Annotated in this window: 11 protein-coding genes; 7 read left to right on the forward strand and 4 right to left on the reverse strand. The window is 63.8% G+C overall.

The features are described from left to right. Window positions 1-3: 3 nt before the first annotated feature. Window positions 4-1,677 (reverse strand): M28 family peptidase, encoded by a 1,674-nt coding sequence (locus tag FHS03_RS16140; protein ID WP_183441954.1) that lies wholly within the window; start codon window positions 1,675-1,677, stop codon window positions 4-6. A gap of 130 nt (window positions 1,678-1,807) precedes the next feature. Here FHS03_RS16140 and dsbD point away from each other — a divergent pair, with 130 nt between their 5' ends. Then, window positions 1,808-3,646: a protein-disulfide reductase DsbD gene (dsbD, locus tag FHS03_RS16145; RefSeq protein ID WP_183441955.1), complete on the forward strand. Its 1,839-nt coding sequence runs from the start codon at window positions 1,808-1,810 to the stop codon at window positions 3,644-3,646. A 181-nt stretch (window positions 3,647-3,827) separates the two neighbouring features. Here the strand turns inward: dsbD and FHS03_RS16150 are convergent, their stop codons facing one another. Beyond that, window positions 3,828-4,307, reverse strand: coding sequence for a Spy/CpxP family protein refolding chaperone (locus FHS03_RS16150; RefSeq protein ID WP_183441956.1), 480 nt, complete (start codon window positions 4,305-4,307; stop codon window positions 3,828-3,830). Between the two features lie 188 nt (window positions 4,308-4,495). On the opposite strand from FHS03_RS16150, the gene FHS03_RS16155 reads away from it, so the two are divergent. The 5 genes from FHS03_RS16155 (at window position 4,496) to FHS03_RS16175 (ending at window position 12,015) form a co-directional block, all read left to right on the forward strand. Continuing rightward, the gene (locus FHS03_RS16155) at window positions 4,496-5,221 is read left to right on the forward strand and encodes a response regulator (RefSeq protein WP_183441957.1); all 726 of its coding nucleotides are present in this window, start codon (window positions 4,496-4,498) and stop codon (window positions 5,219-5,221) included. Continuing rightward, entirely contained in the window at window positions 5,218-6,573 is a 1,356-nt protein-coding gene (locus tag FHS03_RS16160) for an ATP-binding protein (protein ID WP_371871722.1), read from the forward strand. Before FHS03_RS16155 ends, FHS03_RS16160 begins: the two co-directional genes overlap by 4 nt. Window positions 6,574-6,666: 93 nt before the next feature. Then, window positions 6,667-7,866, forward strand: a complete 1,200-nt coding sequence (locus tag FHS03_RS16165) for an efflux RND transporter periplasmic adaptor subunit (RefSeq protein ID WP_183441958.1) — start codon at window positions 6,667-6,669, stop codon at window positions 7,864-7,866. Next, window positions 7,863-11,000, forward strand: a complete 3,138-nt coding sequence (locus FHS03_RS16170) for an efflux RND transporter permease subunit (protein ID WP_183441959.1) — start codon at window positions 7,863-7,865, stop codon at window positions 10,998-11,000. Before FHS03_RS16165 ends, FHS03_RS16170 begins: the two co-directional genes overlap by 4 nt. Before the next feature lie 106 nt (window positions 11,001-11,106). Next, complete coding sequence (locus FHS03_RS16175) at window positions 11,107-12,015, forward strand: cell envelope integrity TolA family protein (protein ID WP_183441960.1); 909 nt, start codon at window positions 11,107-11,109, stop codon at window positions 12,013-12,015. Window positions 12,016-12,153: 138 nt separating this feature from the next. Here FHS03_RS16175 and hemB read toward each other — a convergent pair whose 3' ends face one another. Further along, on the reverse strand, window positions 12,154-13,170 hold the full coding sequence (gene hemB, locus FHS03_RS16180) for a porphobilinogen synthase (protein ID WP_183441961.1): 1,017 nt from the start codon (window positions 13,168-13,170) through the stop codon (window positions 12,154-12,156). Window positions 13,171-13,190: 20 nt separating this feature from the next. Next, window positions 13,191-13,901 (reverse strand): ribosome biogenesis GTP-binding protein YihA/YsxC, encoded by a 711-nt coding sequence (yihA, locus tag FHS03_RS16185; RefSeq protein WP_183441962.1) that lies wholly within the window; start codon window positions 13,899-13,901, stop codon window positions 13,191-13,193. Between the two features lie 161 nt (window positions 13,902-14,062). Between yihA and FHS03_RS16190 the strand changes: the two genes are divergently transcribed. After that, entirely contained in the window at window positions 14,063-14,731 is a 669-nt protein-coding gene (locus FHS03_RS16190; protein ID WP_183441963.1) for a c-type cytochrome, read from the forward strand. The last annotated feature ends 8 nt before the right edge of the window (window positions 14,732-14,739 follow it).

Here is a 14,739-nt window from a genome sequence, read left to right on the forward strand (position 1 = left end):
CGTTTACGGTTTGGCGCGCAGGCTGAGGGTGGAGCGCAGGGTGCGGAATTCCGACGTGGGATACCACTGTGGCCGGGTGCCGCCCTGGGCCAGCTCATGGCCGACCCGGAACAGCAGCTCGATATCCTCCAGGCCGCCGCTGAAATCCCAGTTGTCGCGCACATCGTCGCTGACCTTGTGGTAATCGTGGGTCACGTAGTAATCGACCACCTCGCGCGCATAGTTGTCGGGCTTGCCGATATAGCCGCTGCGCGACTTGGTGTACAGCACCGGCACGCCCTGGCGCGCGAATTCCAGCTGGTCGGCGCGGTAGAAGCTGCCCAGCTCGGGACGCGCGTCGGGCGTCATGCTGCGGCCCTGGGCGATGGCGTGGCGCGCCAGCAGCTCGTCCAGCGTGGAATGGCCCGAGGTCACGTTCTCGATCTGGCTGGTGCGGCCCCAGGCGTTGATGCCGTCGATATTGATATTGGCGATGGTGCGCGCCAGCGGATAGAGCGGCTCGTTGCCATAGTATTTCGCGCCGAGTAGGCCGCTTTCCTCGGCCGTGGTGGCGAGGAAGAGGATGGAGCGCTTGGGCCGTTGCGGCAAGGCTTGGAATGCTTGCGCCAGCTCCAGCAGGGCGCCCACGCCGGAGGCGTTGTCCAGCGCGCCATGGTAGATCTGGCGCGTGCGCGGCCCCGGCAAGCGCTCGTCGATGCCGAAATGGTCCCAGTGTGCGCTATAGATGATGTAGTCGTGCTTGAGCACCGGATCGGAACCCTCGATCAGTCCCACCACATTGTGCGAATTCAGCTTGCGCGACTGGCTGCTCACGTCGAAGCTGGCCTGCGCCTTCAGGCTGATGGGATGGAAATCCTTCGACAGCGCCGCCTGTTTGAGCGCCGCGAAATCGTAGCCGGCGGCCGCCACCAGTTCCTTTGCCTTGTCCAGATGAATCCAGCCCGGCACGGGCGGTCCATCGGCCGTGCCGTCGTCCAGCAGGCTGAAGCGCTCGGCCAGGGCGCCGTTGCGCACCACCTCATACGGATAGGCGGCCGGCTTGGTTTCGTGCACGATCAGGGCCGCCGCCGCGCCCTGCTGGGCGGCGCTCTCGTACTTGTAATTCCAGCGGCCGTAATACGTCATGGCTTCGCCGCGGAACATGGCCGGATCGAGGCGGCTCGGGTCGCGCGGGTCGGGCAGGGCGGGGTCGTTGATCAGCATCAGCAGGGTCTTGCCGCGCAGGTCGGCGCCCTTGTAATCGTCCCAGTCGTACTCGGGCGCCACCACCCCGTAGCCGACGAAGACCAGCTCCGAATCGCGCACGGCGCGCTGCTCATCAGGGCCGCTGGCATAGGCCACGAAATCGTCGGGGAAGCGCAGCTGCACCTGGCGCGCCTCTTCCTGGTAGCTGAAACGGGGCGTGGCGTACTGGCCGCGCATCGGCACCGCCTGCACATAACTGCCGTCCGGATTGCCGGGCTTCAGGCCCAGGCGGCGGAATTGCTGCTCCAGATAGGCTATGGTCTTCGCCTCGCCGGGCGTGCCGGGCGCGCGGCCTTCGAACTCGTCCGACGCCAGGACTTGGATATGGGCCAGCAAGCTGTTTTCGCTGGCGGTGCCGAAGGTGGGGGCGGCTAGGGTGGGGGCGGCCAGAACAGCGCCAAGCAGGGGCAGCAGGGTGGGGCGGATGCGCATAAAGTGGTCTCCGTGACAAGATTTCTTAAGTCTGGCATAAATCGGCCGAAATTGCGCTGCATCATCGGCGCGAATAGACTGGGCGGTGTACTATTCGCTTGCTCTATTGCCCAGATTAAAGACGATTGCTATGTCCAGCCTTATTTCCCCCCGTCCCTTCGCGCGCTGGCTGCTGGCGGCCCTGGCCGTGCTGCTGACGCTGGCCCTGCTGGCGGGCCGCAGCGCGCGCGCCGACGAAGAATTCCTCGACCCCAATGTCGCCTTCCAGTTTTCGGCCCGCATGGCCGACAGCAAGAGCGTGGCCGTGACCTACAAGATTGCCGACGGCTATTACATGTACCGCGAGCGCTTCGCCTTCAAGGCCGTGGGCGCCACCTTGGGCGAGCCGGAGATCCCGCCGGGCAAGGTCAAGTTCGATGAAACCTTCCAGAAAGAAGTCGAGACTTACCGCAATAGCGTGACCATCGTCATCCCGGTCGAAGCGGCCGGCCCCTTCACCCTGATGGCGACCAGCCAGGGCTGCTCGGACAAAGGCCTGTGCTATTCACCGCAAGACGCCAGCACGCGCCTGCAGGGCGGCGGCCTGAGCATCAGCAGCGCGAGCGCGGGCCAGGACCTGGCGGGCCTGAGCACGCCGGAAGGCTATGCCGCCGAGCAAGCCGCCCAGGCTGCCGAGGCCGCCGGTTCGGCGCGCGGCGCGGCGGCCGGGACCAGCGAGCTGGGCCGCATCGAAGCGGCGCTCAAGAGCGGCCGCCTGATGGTCATCGTGCCGCTGTTCCTGCTGCTGGGCCTGGGCCTGTCCTTCACGCCCTGCGTGCTGCCCATGGTGCCGATTCTGTCCTCGATCATCGTTGGCGAAGGCGCGGGCGCCACGCGCAAGCGCGGCCTGCTGCTGTCGGTGACTTACGCGCTGGGCATGGCCATCATTTATACCGCGCTGGGCGTGGCGGCCGGGCTGGCTGGTGAAGGCTTGGCGGCGTATCTGCAGAACGCCTGGGTGCTGGGCGCGTTTGCGCTGCTGATGGCGCTGCTGTCCCTGTCCATGTTCGGCGTGTATGAATTGCAAGTCCCGGCCTCCCTGCAGAGCCGGCTGATGGCGGCATCGAACCGCCAATCCTCGGGCAAGCTGGCTGGCGTCTTTGCCATGGGCGCGATCTCGGCCCTGATCGTCGGCCCCTGCGTGGCCGCGCCGCTGGCCGGCACCTTGCTGTACATCGGCCAGACGCGCGACGTCGTGATCGGCGCCAGCGCCCTGTTCGCGCTGGCCGTCGGCATGAGCGTACCCCTGGTCCTGGTCGGCGTCTCGGCCGGTGCCGTGCTGCCGCGCGCCGGCGCCTGGATGGAGGGCGTGAAACGCTTCTTCGGCGTGCTGATGCTGGCCGTCGCCTGGTGGCTGGTGTCGCCCGTGTTGCCGGCGCTGGTGCAGATGCTGGGCTGGACCGTGCTTGGCCTCGGTTATGGCATGTACCTCTTCGTCACATCCCGGCACTGGGGACTCAAAGCCCTGAGCCTGGTCTTTGCGTTTGTCGGCGCCGCCCAGCTGATTGGCGCCCTCAGCGGCGGCCGCGATCCCCTGGCGCCCTTATCGCATCTGCGCGGCGGCCAGGCGCATGGCCTGGAATTCACCCGCATTAAAACCGTCGCCCAATTGGACGCCACCTTGGCCAATACCGGCGGCAAAACCGTAATGCTCGATTTTTATGCCGACTGGTGCGTATCGTGCAAAGAAATGGAAAAATTCACCTTTGTTGATCCACAAGTCAAAGCCAAATTGGCCAATAGCGTCTTATTGCAAGTCGACGTCACCGCCAATGACGAAGCCGATAAAGAAATGCTGCGCCGTTTCAAATTATTCGGCCCCCCCGGCTTTATTCTCTTCGACCGCAGCGGAAAAGAAATACCCGATTCCCGCGTGATCGGATTCCAGAATAGCGAAAAATTCCTGCAATCCCTCAACAAGCTGCAATAAACCAAAACCCGGCCAATTAAGCCGGGTTTTTTATTCCCCCACAGCCGAGCCCGTGTCCACCTTGGGGTCAGACCCCAATCGGACACGGGCTCGGCTATGGCGTGCTGGTTTTTGGTGTAATCATGCCAATATTGAGCATGAGTGAAGCCAAAAAAGCCGGGCATCGGCCCGGCGCGCGGGTTTAATGGTGGTGGCGCATCATGCCGCGGCGATGCTGGTGCAGGCGCTTCGCTTGTTCGTCGAAGATTTTCTGCTGTTCGGGACTGAGCACGGCATAAAAGGTTTTCAGGGCGGCTAAATGGCTTTCCTGCTTGGCGATATGCTGTTTTGCCATTTCCAGGTGTTTCTCCATTCTTTGCGGCGCCGTCATATTCGCGGCGGCGGCGCGGTCGGAATGGGCGGCATTCATCTCCGGTTTAATCGCGGCGATAAATGTCGCCCAAGCCGGTTCTTGCTGGGCCGTTAATTTCAGGCTATCGTGCAAACGCTGCTGGCGTTGCGCGAAATGTTCCTGCCATTTGGCCTTGGCTTCTTCTTTATTGGCGGCGTGCGCATGGCGGCCTTGCGCCGGGGTTTCTTCGGCATAGGCGCTGAATGCGGCCGTGCCCAGGCTCAGCACGGTCATCCCGATAGCAATACGTTTGCGTAAGCTGGTCATCATACTTTCCTTTCAGGGAGTGGGAATATGTGCACCTTAGGTTTAGCACATGGTCTTATCTTCTCAAGCAGGTGTTTCTGACAAGTGTCGGCAGCGCCGCTTTTTGTTTCGAGATGTTTCGCCCGGCGGCATATACAAGACGATACAAAAGCCCATTGGTAAGCGGCGGCGGAACTAAGGATAATTGAGGCATGGAACCATCTTCTACTATTCTGATCGTCGACGACGACCGCGACATCCGCACCCTGCTGGCCGACTACCTGGAGTCGAACGGCTACCGCAGCCTGGGCGCGGCGGACGGCGCCGCCATGTGGAAGGTGCTCGATGAAACCCGCCCCGACCTGGTCGTGCTCGACCTCAACCTGCCGGGCGAGGATGGCCTGACCCTGTGCCGCAAGCTGCGCGCCCATTCGACCCTGCCGGTCATCATGCTGACCGCGCGCAGCGAGCCGCTCGACCGCATCCTCGGCCTGGAGATGGGCGCCGACGATTACCTGCCCAAGCCCTTCGAGCCGCGCGAACTGCTGGCGCGTATCCGCAGCGTCTTGCGCCGTAGTAACTCTCAGCCGGCCGGCGTGTCGGACCAGGCCCAGCAGATCCGCTTCTCGGGCTGGACCCTGGATTTGACGGCGCGCCACCTGCTCAACCCCCAAGGCATCGTCATCATGCTCTCGGGCGCCGAATTTCGCCTGCTCAAGGTTTTCCTCGAACATCCGAATCGCGTGCTCAACCGCGACCAGCTCTTGAACCTGACCCAGGGCCGCGACGCCGACCCCTTCGACCGCTCGATCGATATCCAGATCAGCCGCCTGCGCCAAAAGCTGGGCGAGGATGCGCGCATGCCGCAAATCATTAAAACCGTGCGCAACGGCGGCTATGTGCTGGCCGGCGCGGTCAGCGTGGAGCCTGCGGCGTGAAGGCTTTCTGGCGCTCGATGACCGGGCGGGTGTTTCTGGTCCTGATGCTGGGCATCGTCGCGTCGGCGGCCCTGACCCAGTGGCTGGCCGTCAACGAGCGGCAGCGCACCCTGTCGCGCTACCGCGACTATCACGCGCTGGAACGCGTCGAGCAATTGATCACCACGGCCGAGGTGGTGCTGCCCGAGGCGCGCGGCCAGTATCTGCGCGTGGCCAGCAAGGGCGGCCTGCGCCTGGAGCCGATCGAAAGCCTGGGCGCCGCCACCCAGCCGCCCACCGAGTTTTCGCGCGCCCTGGGCGCCCGCCTGGGCGCGGATTATCTGCTGACCCCGCTGGCTGGCCGGCCCGAGGCTTGCGACCAGCCGCGCCAGTCCAATTCCATCTTCGGCCCCACCCAGTGGCGCGGCACCTGCGAGGAAATCCTGGTGCGCATGCGCGACGGCCAGCTGCTCAAGCTCTCGGTGCTGCCGCCGCGCTCGCCGCCGCCCACCGGCCACAATGAATACGCCGTCTTCCTGCCCTTCCTGCTCAGCATCGCCATCCTGGCCTATCTGGTCACGCGCATGACGATGCGGCCGCTGAAAAAGCTGGCCCAGGCCGCCAAAGACCTCGGCAACGACATCAACCACCCGCCGCTGGCCCTGGCCGGCGCCAGCGAGATCCGCCAGGCCGGCGCCGCCTTCAACGCCATGCAGGCGCGCATCCGCCAGCACATCTTCCAGCGCACCGAGATGCTGGCCGCCATCACCCATGATCTGCAAACCCCGCTCACGCGCATGCGCCTGCGCCTGGAAAAAGTGCGCGACGAGGATTTGCAGCAGAAACTGATCGGCGACCTCTCGGCCATGCAGCAGATGGTCAAGGAAGGCCTGGACCTGGCGCGCAGCATGGACACCACCGAAGCCATGCAGGCGCTCGATCTCGACTCTCTGCTCGACAGCGTCTGCGCCGATGCGGTTGATGCCGGCCAGCGCGTCGAACTGGATGGCCGTTCGACCATGGCGATGATGTGCCGCCCGCTCGATATCCGCCGTTGTCTCGTCAATTTGCTCGATAACGCCGTTAAATACGGCCAACAGGCCCAAGTCGCGGTCGAACGCGTCGGCGGCGCGGCGCGCATCCGCATCCGCGACAGCGGCCCCGGCATCCCGGCCGACCAGTTGGCGCGCGTCTTCGAACCGTTTTACCGCATCGAGACTTCGCGTTCGCGCAGCTCGGGCGGCACGGGTCTGGGCCTGACCATCGCGCGCAATATCGCCGAGCAGCATGGCGCCACCCTGACCCTGGCCAATCTGGAACAGGGCGGACTCGAAGCCACCCTCGTGATTCCGGAGTATTACGCCGGCAAATGACACGATCCTCACTCTAACGTCGCCCATGTATGCGACAATCCGCTCGCCGTGCAGGCGCGGGCGGCGACTCTTAAACTTTGCCGTAAAGTACGAATGAAAAAGAAGACACTGGGAATTCTGGTAGGCGTAGCTGTCCTGATCGGCGCGGGCGCTTGGCATTTCACGCACAAACCCGCGGAAGGGCAGGGCGGCGGCAAGGCTGGCGCCAACGCCATGGGCCAGGGACCGACCACGGTCAATGTGGTCGCCCCCGTGCGCCAGGATGTGCCGGTGCTGCTGCAGGCCAACGGCACGGTCAGCCCGATCAGCACGGTCGACCTGCATCCCCAGACCACGAGCACCATCGTCAAGGTCCATGTCAAGGAAGGCCAGTTCGTCAAGGAAGGAGAGCTGATGTTCTCGCTCGACGCCCGCAGCGAGGCTGCCAATCTGGACAAGGCCGAAGCCCAGGTGCTCAAGGACCGCGCCACCCTGGCCGACCTGGAGCGCCAGTACAAGCGCAGCCAGGAACTGCTGAACCAGAAATTCATCGCCCAGGGCGCCGTCGATACCCTGAAGAGCCAGGTCGAGGGCGCGCGCGCCACCCTGGAAGCCGATATCGCCGCCGCCCGCGCCCAGAAGGTCAGCCAGAGCTATACCGCGATCCGCGCCCCGATGGCGGGCCGGGTGGGCGCCATCAATGTCTATCCGGGCAGCCTGGTGCAGCTGTCGACCTCGCTGGCCGTGATTACCCAGCTCAACCCCATCAATGTCGCCTTCACCCTGCCCGAAAGCAGCCTGGCGGCCCTGCTCGACGCCCAGCGCGCCGGCAAGGTGGCGGTGCAGGTGTTCCAGAACAATTCGAACCAGCCCATCGATGGCCAGCTCAGCTTTATCGACAATACGGTCGACCCCGTGGCCGGCGTGATCCGCGTGAAGGCCCAGTTCGACAACCGCGATACCCGCCTCTGGCCCGGCCAGTACGTGAACACCAAGCTCACCGTGCAAACCCTGAAAGATGCCTTGGTCGTGCCGCAAAACGCTATCATTACGAATACCCGCGGCACTTTCGTCTACACCGTGGCGCCCGACAATACGGCCGCCGTCGTGAATGTGCAGCGCCTGCATGCCTTCGGCACCCAGGCCGCTGTGACCGGCCTGAAGGGCGATGAAAAGATCATCGTGGAAGGCAAGCAAAACCTGCGTCCCGGCGGCAAGATCCGCATCGCCGATGCGGCCGGCAAGCATGGCGGCGCCAAGGGCGCCCATCCTGGCCAGGCGCCAGGCCAGCAGCAGAAGGGTAAGGCGGAATGAATCTGTCCGAACTGAGCATCCGGCGCCCCGTCATGGTGGTGCTGCTGTCGCTGAGCGTGATTCTGGCCGGCGTGCTGTCCTATTCGCACATCCCGGTCGCCGCCCTGCCCAGCTATAACACCCCGGTCATCAATGTCAGCGCCGACCTGCCCGGCGCCAGCCCGGAAACCATGGCCTCGTCCGTGGCCCTGCCGCTGGAAAAGCAATTCTCCACCATTGCCGGCCTGAGCCTGATTACCTCGACCAGCAATCTTGGCTCGACCTCGCTGACCCTGGAATTCGACCCCAGCATCAACGTCAACCAGGCCGCCGTCGACGTCCAGGCGGCCCTGCTGCGCGCCCAGCGCGCGCTGCCGCAGGAGATGACGGAGCTGCCGTCCTACCGCAAGGTCAACCCGGCCGACGCGCCGGTGCTGTTCATGGCCATGACCTCGCCCTCGCTGAGCTTGTCCGAACTCAACGATTACGCGGAAAACCTGATCGCGCCCAGCCTGTCCACCCTGCCGGGCGTGGCGCAAGTGTCGGTCAACGGCCAGAAGCGCTTTGCCGTGCGCGTGCGCGCCAAGGCCGACCTGCTCAACGCGCGCAATCTGACGCTCGACGAGCTGGCCACGGCCGTGCGCGCCGCCAACGCCAACACCCCGCTCGGCATTCTCGACGGGCCGAGCCAGACCCTGACCATCCAGGGCAATGCCCAGCTCATGAAGGCGGCCGAATTCGCCGAACTCATCATCGCCAACCGCAACGGCCAGCCGGTGCGCCTGAAAGACGTCGCCACCGTCGAGGATAGTTTCCAGTCCGTGAAGACGGCCGGCAGCTACAACGGCGAACGCTCGATCGTGCTGATGGTGCAGCGCCAGCCCGACGCCAATACCGTGCAGGTGGTCGACGGCGTGCGTGCCCTGCTGCCGCGCTTCCGCGCCCAGTTGCCGCAATCGATCAAGATCAACCTGGTCAACGACCGTTCGGTCTCGATCCGCGAAGCCATCCACGACGTCAACCTGACGCTGGCGCTGACTGTGGTGCTGGTGGTGCTGGTGATCTTCCTCTTCCTGCGCCGCCTGGCCGCCACCTTCATCCCGGCCGTCACCATGCCGATCTCGCTGCTCGGCGCGCTGGCCCTGCTGTACGCCTTCGGCTACAGCCTCGACAACGTGTCCCTGCTCGGCATCACGCTCGCCGTCGGCCTGGTGGTGGACGACGCCATCGTGGTGCTGGAAAACATCGTGCGCCATATCGAGCACGGCATGAAGCCCTTGCAGGCGGCCCTGGTCGGCTCGCGCGAAATGGGCTTCACGATTATTTCGATTTCCATTTCGCTGGTGGCGGTCTTCATTCCGATCTTCTTCATGCCGGGCGTGATCGGCCTGCTGTTCCATGAATTCGCCGTGGTGGTGGCGCTGTCGGTGCTGGTGTCGGCCGTGGTGTCGCTGACCCTGGTGCCCATGCTGGCGGCGCGCTTCATGCCGGCCGACTCGCACGAAACCTCGGGCGACGACAGCTTCATCGGCCGCCACTTCGAGGCGGCGTTCGGCAAGCTGCGCGACGGCTATGCGCGCACGCTCGACGTGGCCCTGCGCCACCGCTACATCGTGCTGGCGATCGCCGTCGCCACCTTCGTGCTGACGGTGATCATGTACGCCACCATTCCCAAAGGCTTCTTCCCCGAGGAAGACCTGGGCCAGATCCAGGCCACCACCGAAGCCTCGGAAGACATTTCGTCCTCGGCCATGTTGGAACTGCAGATGCAGGTGGTCGAGCGCATGCGCGCCAACCCGAATGTGCAGGACGTGACATCCTTCTCCAGCGGCGGCAATACCGGCCGCATGTTCCTCGTGCTCAAGCCGCGCGGCGAGCGCGCCAAGATGCCCGAAGTGCTGGACAGCCTGCGCAAATCGGCGCGCCAGGTGGCGGGCATTTCCGTCTATCTGCGTCCGGCGCAGAATCTGCAGCTGGGCGGCCGTCCGAGCAAGAGCCGCTACCAGTACACGCTGCAGTCGGTCAGTCCCGACGCGCTCAACGACTGGGCCGGCAAGTTTGTCGAATCAATGCGCGCCGACCAGGACTTCCGCGACGTCACCACCGATTCGCAGAACCGCGGCCTGCAAGCCTCGCTCAAGATCGACCGCGACAAGGCCAATACCCTGGGCGTGAAGATCGCCGATATCCGCAGCGCGCTGTATCTCGCGTTTGGCGAGCGCCAGGTGTCGACCATCTATTCCTCGGCCGCCAGCTATTACGTGATTCTGGAAGCGGCCACCGAAGACCGCCAGTTCGACGATGCGCTGACCAAGGTCTCGGTGCGCAATGCCGGCGGCCAGCTGGTGCAGCTGTCGAGCTTTGCCTCAGTCGAGCGCACGGTGGGGCCGACTTCGGTCAACCACCAGGGCCAGCTGCAGGCGATCACGATTTCCTTCAACCTGGCGCCCGATGTCCCGCTCGGCAACGCGACAGCCAAGATCGACCGCATGGGCGCCGAGATGGGCTTGCCGCCTTCCATCATCACGACCTATGGCGGCGACGCGGCCGTGTTCCAGAGCTCGCAGAGTAGCCAGCTCATCCTGATTATTGCCGCGCTTGGCGTGATCTATGTGCTGCTGGGGGTGCTGTACGAAAGCTATATCCACCCGCTGACGATTCTGGCCGGCCTGCCTTCGGCCGCGGTCGGGGCGCTGCTGACCTTGTGGCTGTTCAACCTCGACCTGACCATGATCGCCATCATCGGTATTCTGATGCTGATCGGCATCGTCAAGAAGAACGCCATCATGATGATCGACTTCGCCCTGCAAGCCCAGCGCACCGAAGGGCGCACGCCGCAGGAGGCGATCCGCGAAGCCTGCGTGCTGCGCTTCCGTCCCATCCTGATGACCACCCTGGCCGCCATGATGGGCGCGCTGCCCATCGCGCTTGGCCTGGGCGCGGGCGCCGAGCTGCGCCAGCCGCTGGGCCTGGCCGTGGTCGGCGGCCTGCTGTTCTCGCAGGTGATTACGCTCTACATCACCCCGGTGATCTACCTCTTCCTCGACAAATACAGCGGCAGCGGCCCCATGAGCGACGCCGATCTGGCTGATGAGGAAGTGGAGGAGGGCGGCAAGCTGGTTGAGCTGAAAGCTGTCAGCGCGGTCAAGCACTGATATGATGCGGGACGGCTGTTGCTGATACATTCGCTAACATCCGTCAAGACCGAGTTTTAGTAAGCTTCTTCACCAGACCAGCAGACCGCTTTGCGCAGAAAGTCCGATGATTTTGTTTCAGTTCACCCGCTCCCACACGGATCACCACGAGTATTGCGAAGCGTGCGGCCAGCGCCTGCCGCCGCCGGGGGGCTATGGCGACAAGCAGCCGAACCGCATCGGCATCGCCATCTCGGTGGCCCTGCACGTGCTGGTGGCGCTGTACTTCCTGTTCGGCCCCAAGCACAAGATCGTGCTGACCCCGCCGGCCAAGGAAGGCGATATGGTGTGGGTCGCGCCGCTGCCAAAAGAAAAGCCCAGCAAGCCCAAAGCCCAGCCCCAGCCTGAACAGAAACCCACGCCGCGCAAGACCCAGCCGGCCAAGATCACGCCGCGCATCGTGCCGCAGCGCCACAACCCGAACGCCATCACCCAGGTTGAGATACCCGAGCAGCCGCGCACGCCGCAGCCGCCCGCCAAGCTGACGCCGCCGCCACCGCAAGTGGACGATATGCAGGCCATGGTCGAAGCGGCGCGCCGCCGCCGCGGCGCGGTGCCCTCGGCCGACGCCGCACCCGAAAGCGACGACGACCGTGCGCGCCGCATCGCCCGCGCCAACATCATGGGCGCCCAGGGCCGCAGCGCCAATGGCGAACGCAACGAAACCGGCGGCATTTTTGATGTCACCAACAAAACCTTCAACAGCGCCGACGTCAAATTCCGCGGCTGGAACACCAACTTCAAGCGCCAGTGGCTGCAGCAGGTGCACGTCGAAGTGAGCGGCGAAGCCGACATCGAAACGGCCGTGGTGAAAAAGATGATCGAGCTCATCCGCAAAGAAAAGCCCGGCGACTTCGAATGGGAATCCCACCGCCTCGGCAAGGTCGTGCGCATGAGCGCGCGCAAGGACGATGAAGCCGAACTGGCGGCCTTCCTGATGAAGGAAATGTTCCCCGAATACCGCCGCCCCCGCTAAACCCTTTGATCCAAAACAAACAATGTCCCACCCTGGTGTCAGGCACTAGAGTCGGACATTCTTTGATCCAGCGCAAAAAATGTCCCACCGTGGTGCCTGACACCAGGGTGGGACATTTGTTGATCTAGATCAGAGGTTTTAGGTGCTGGCTTTGAGCTTGCGGGCGATGTCGAGGGCGAAGTAGGTGAGGACGCCGTCGGCGCCGGCGCGCTTGAAGGCGAGCATGGATTCCATCATCACTTTGTCGCCGTCCAGCCAGCCGTTGAGGGCGGCCGCTTTCAGCATCGCGTATTCGCCGCTGACCTGGTAGGCGAAGGTCGGTACTTTGAATTCGTCCTTTACGCGGCGCACGATGTCGAGGTAGGGCATGCCGGGCTTGACCATCACCATGTCGGCGCCTTCGTTGAGGTCGAGCGCGACTTCGCGCAGCGCTTCGTCGCTGTTGGCCGGGTCCATCTGGTAGGTGTTCTTGTCGGCCTTGCCCAGGGTGCCGGCCGAGCCGACCGCGTCGCGGAAGGGACCGTAGAAGGCGGAGGCGTATTTGGCCGAGTAGGCCATGATGCGGGTGTGGATGTGGCCCTTGGCTTCGAGCGCGGCGCGGATGGCGCCGATGCGGCCGTCCATCATATCGGATGGGGCGACCACGTCGACGCCGGCGTCGGCCTGGGTCAGCGCCTGGCGCACCAGCATCTCGGTGGTGGCGTCATTGATGACGTAGCCGCTGGCGTCGAGCAGGCCGTCCTGGCCATGGCTGGTGTAGGGGTCGAGCGCGACGTCGGTCAGGATGCCCAGCTCGGGGAAGGCTTGCTTCAGCGCGCGCACGGCGCGCGGTACCAGACCGTCGGGATTGGTCGCTTCCACGCCGTCCGGGGTTTTCAGCGCCGCGTCGATATTCGGGAACAGGGCCAGCACGGGAATGCCCAGGGCCACGCACTCTTCCGCCACCTTCAGCAGCACGTCCACCGACACGCGCTCGACGCCCGGCATCGAGGCTACCGGCTCGCGCCGGTTGCTCCCGTCCAGGATGAAGACCGGGTAGATCAGATCGGCGGCCGTCACCACGTTTTCGCGCATCAGGGCGCGCGAGAACGGGTCGCGGCGCATGCGGCGCATGCGGATCGCAGGGAATTGTGCGGAGACTTGGGGATGGTGCATCGCTGGGGTTCCTATGGCTATTATTGGTCTGTTCCGGGCGCGGCGGCGTCATCCGGTGCATCCGCGTCGCCGGCCAGGCCGATCAGTTCCTCAATCTTGGCGGTGGCTTCGTCGATGCCGATGCGCTTGAGCGCGGAGAACAGCTGTACGGTGAAGGGGAAGCCTTCGCCGTCTTCGTCGACGTAACTGTCCAGTTTGGCTTGCGCCTGGCGCAGCACGTTGACGGATTCATTGCGGTTGAGCTTGTCAACCTTGGTCAAGATGCAGTGGATCGGCTTGCCGGTGGGGGCGAACCATTCGAGCATCTGGATATCGAGTTCGGTAAATGGGCGACGCGCATCCATGATCAGGACCAGGGCGGCCAACTGGTCGCGCCGTTGCACATAGTCGCCCAGCAGGCGTTGCCAATGCAGCTTGGCGTCGCCCGACACTTCGGCATAGCCGTAGCCGGGCAGGTCGGCGATCAGCGCCTGGATTTCGTCCACATTGGTTTCGTCCTTGCGGTGCATTGCCACATGGGCGCCGCCGATCGAAAAGAAATTAATATGCTGGGTACGGCCCGGAGTTTTAGATGCAAATGCCAGACCTTTTTGATTGCACAGGATATTAATTGCGGTCGATTTGCCGGCATTAGAGCGGCCGGCAAAAGCGATTTCCGGCACGCTTGTGCGAGGCAGGTCGCGCAAGTGGTTGACGGTAGTGAAGAAGCGGGCTTGCCAGAGTTTGGACATGGGAATAGGCGGGAATTACAACAAAAAGGGAGCGATAACGCGAGAAAGCTATTGTACAATAAGGGGTTACTAATTGCTGTTGTGGGGTGATCGGCCGGCTAATAACGCAGACTGATACAGCAATGATTATTACTAATTTCTAATTGTCTCAGGGTGTCCGAATGAATCGTGCGTTTTCACCATTTATAAAATCCTTGTTCATTACACTGCTGGCCGTTTCCGGTGTGGCATCGGCCTCCGACGCGAAGCACGCGCCGGCCGCTGCCAAGCCCGATGCCGCTAAAGGCGCCACCCTGTACGCCGATGGCGACGCGGCGCGCGGCCTGCCCGCTTGTGTCTCCTGCCACGGCGCCGCCGGCAATTCGACCATCACCGCCAACCCGAAACTGGCCGGTCAGCCGGAAGCGTATCTCTACAAACAGCTGGTGAGCTTCGAAGGTCCGTCGCGCAGCCAGCCGGTGATGACCACCTTCTCCAAAATGCTGTCGGATGAGGAAAAGAAAAACATCGCCGCCTACCTGGCAACCCAGACCTCGAAACCCGGCGCCGCCAAAAATAAAGACACGGTGGAACTGGGCAAGAAGATCTATCGCGGCGGCATCGCCGAGAAGAACGTTCCCGCCTGCGCCAGCTGCCATGGCCCGGCCGGCGCCGGCATGCCTGCCACCTATCCGCGCATCGGCGGTCAGCACCAGGATTACACCGCCGCCCAGCTGGCCCTGTTCAAGGCCGATGGCCGCAAGAACAGCCCGGAAATGAGCACCATCGCCAAACGCATGTCCGACGAGGAAATGAAGGCCGTGGCTGACTACGTGGCCGGCTTGAAATAATCACCTCC

Origin of the sequence: Pseudoduganella violacea (assembly GCF_014191875.1) — a bacterium.
GTDB classification, from domain to species: Bacteria; Pseudomonadota; Gammaproteobacteria; order Burkholderiales; family Burkholderiaceae_D; genus Rugamonas; species Rugamonas violacea_A.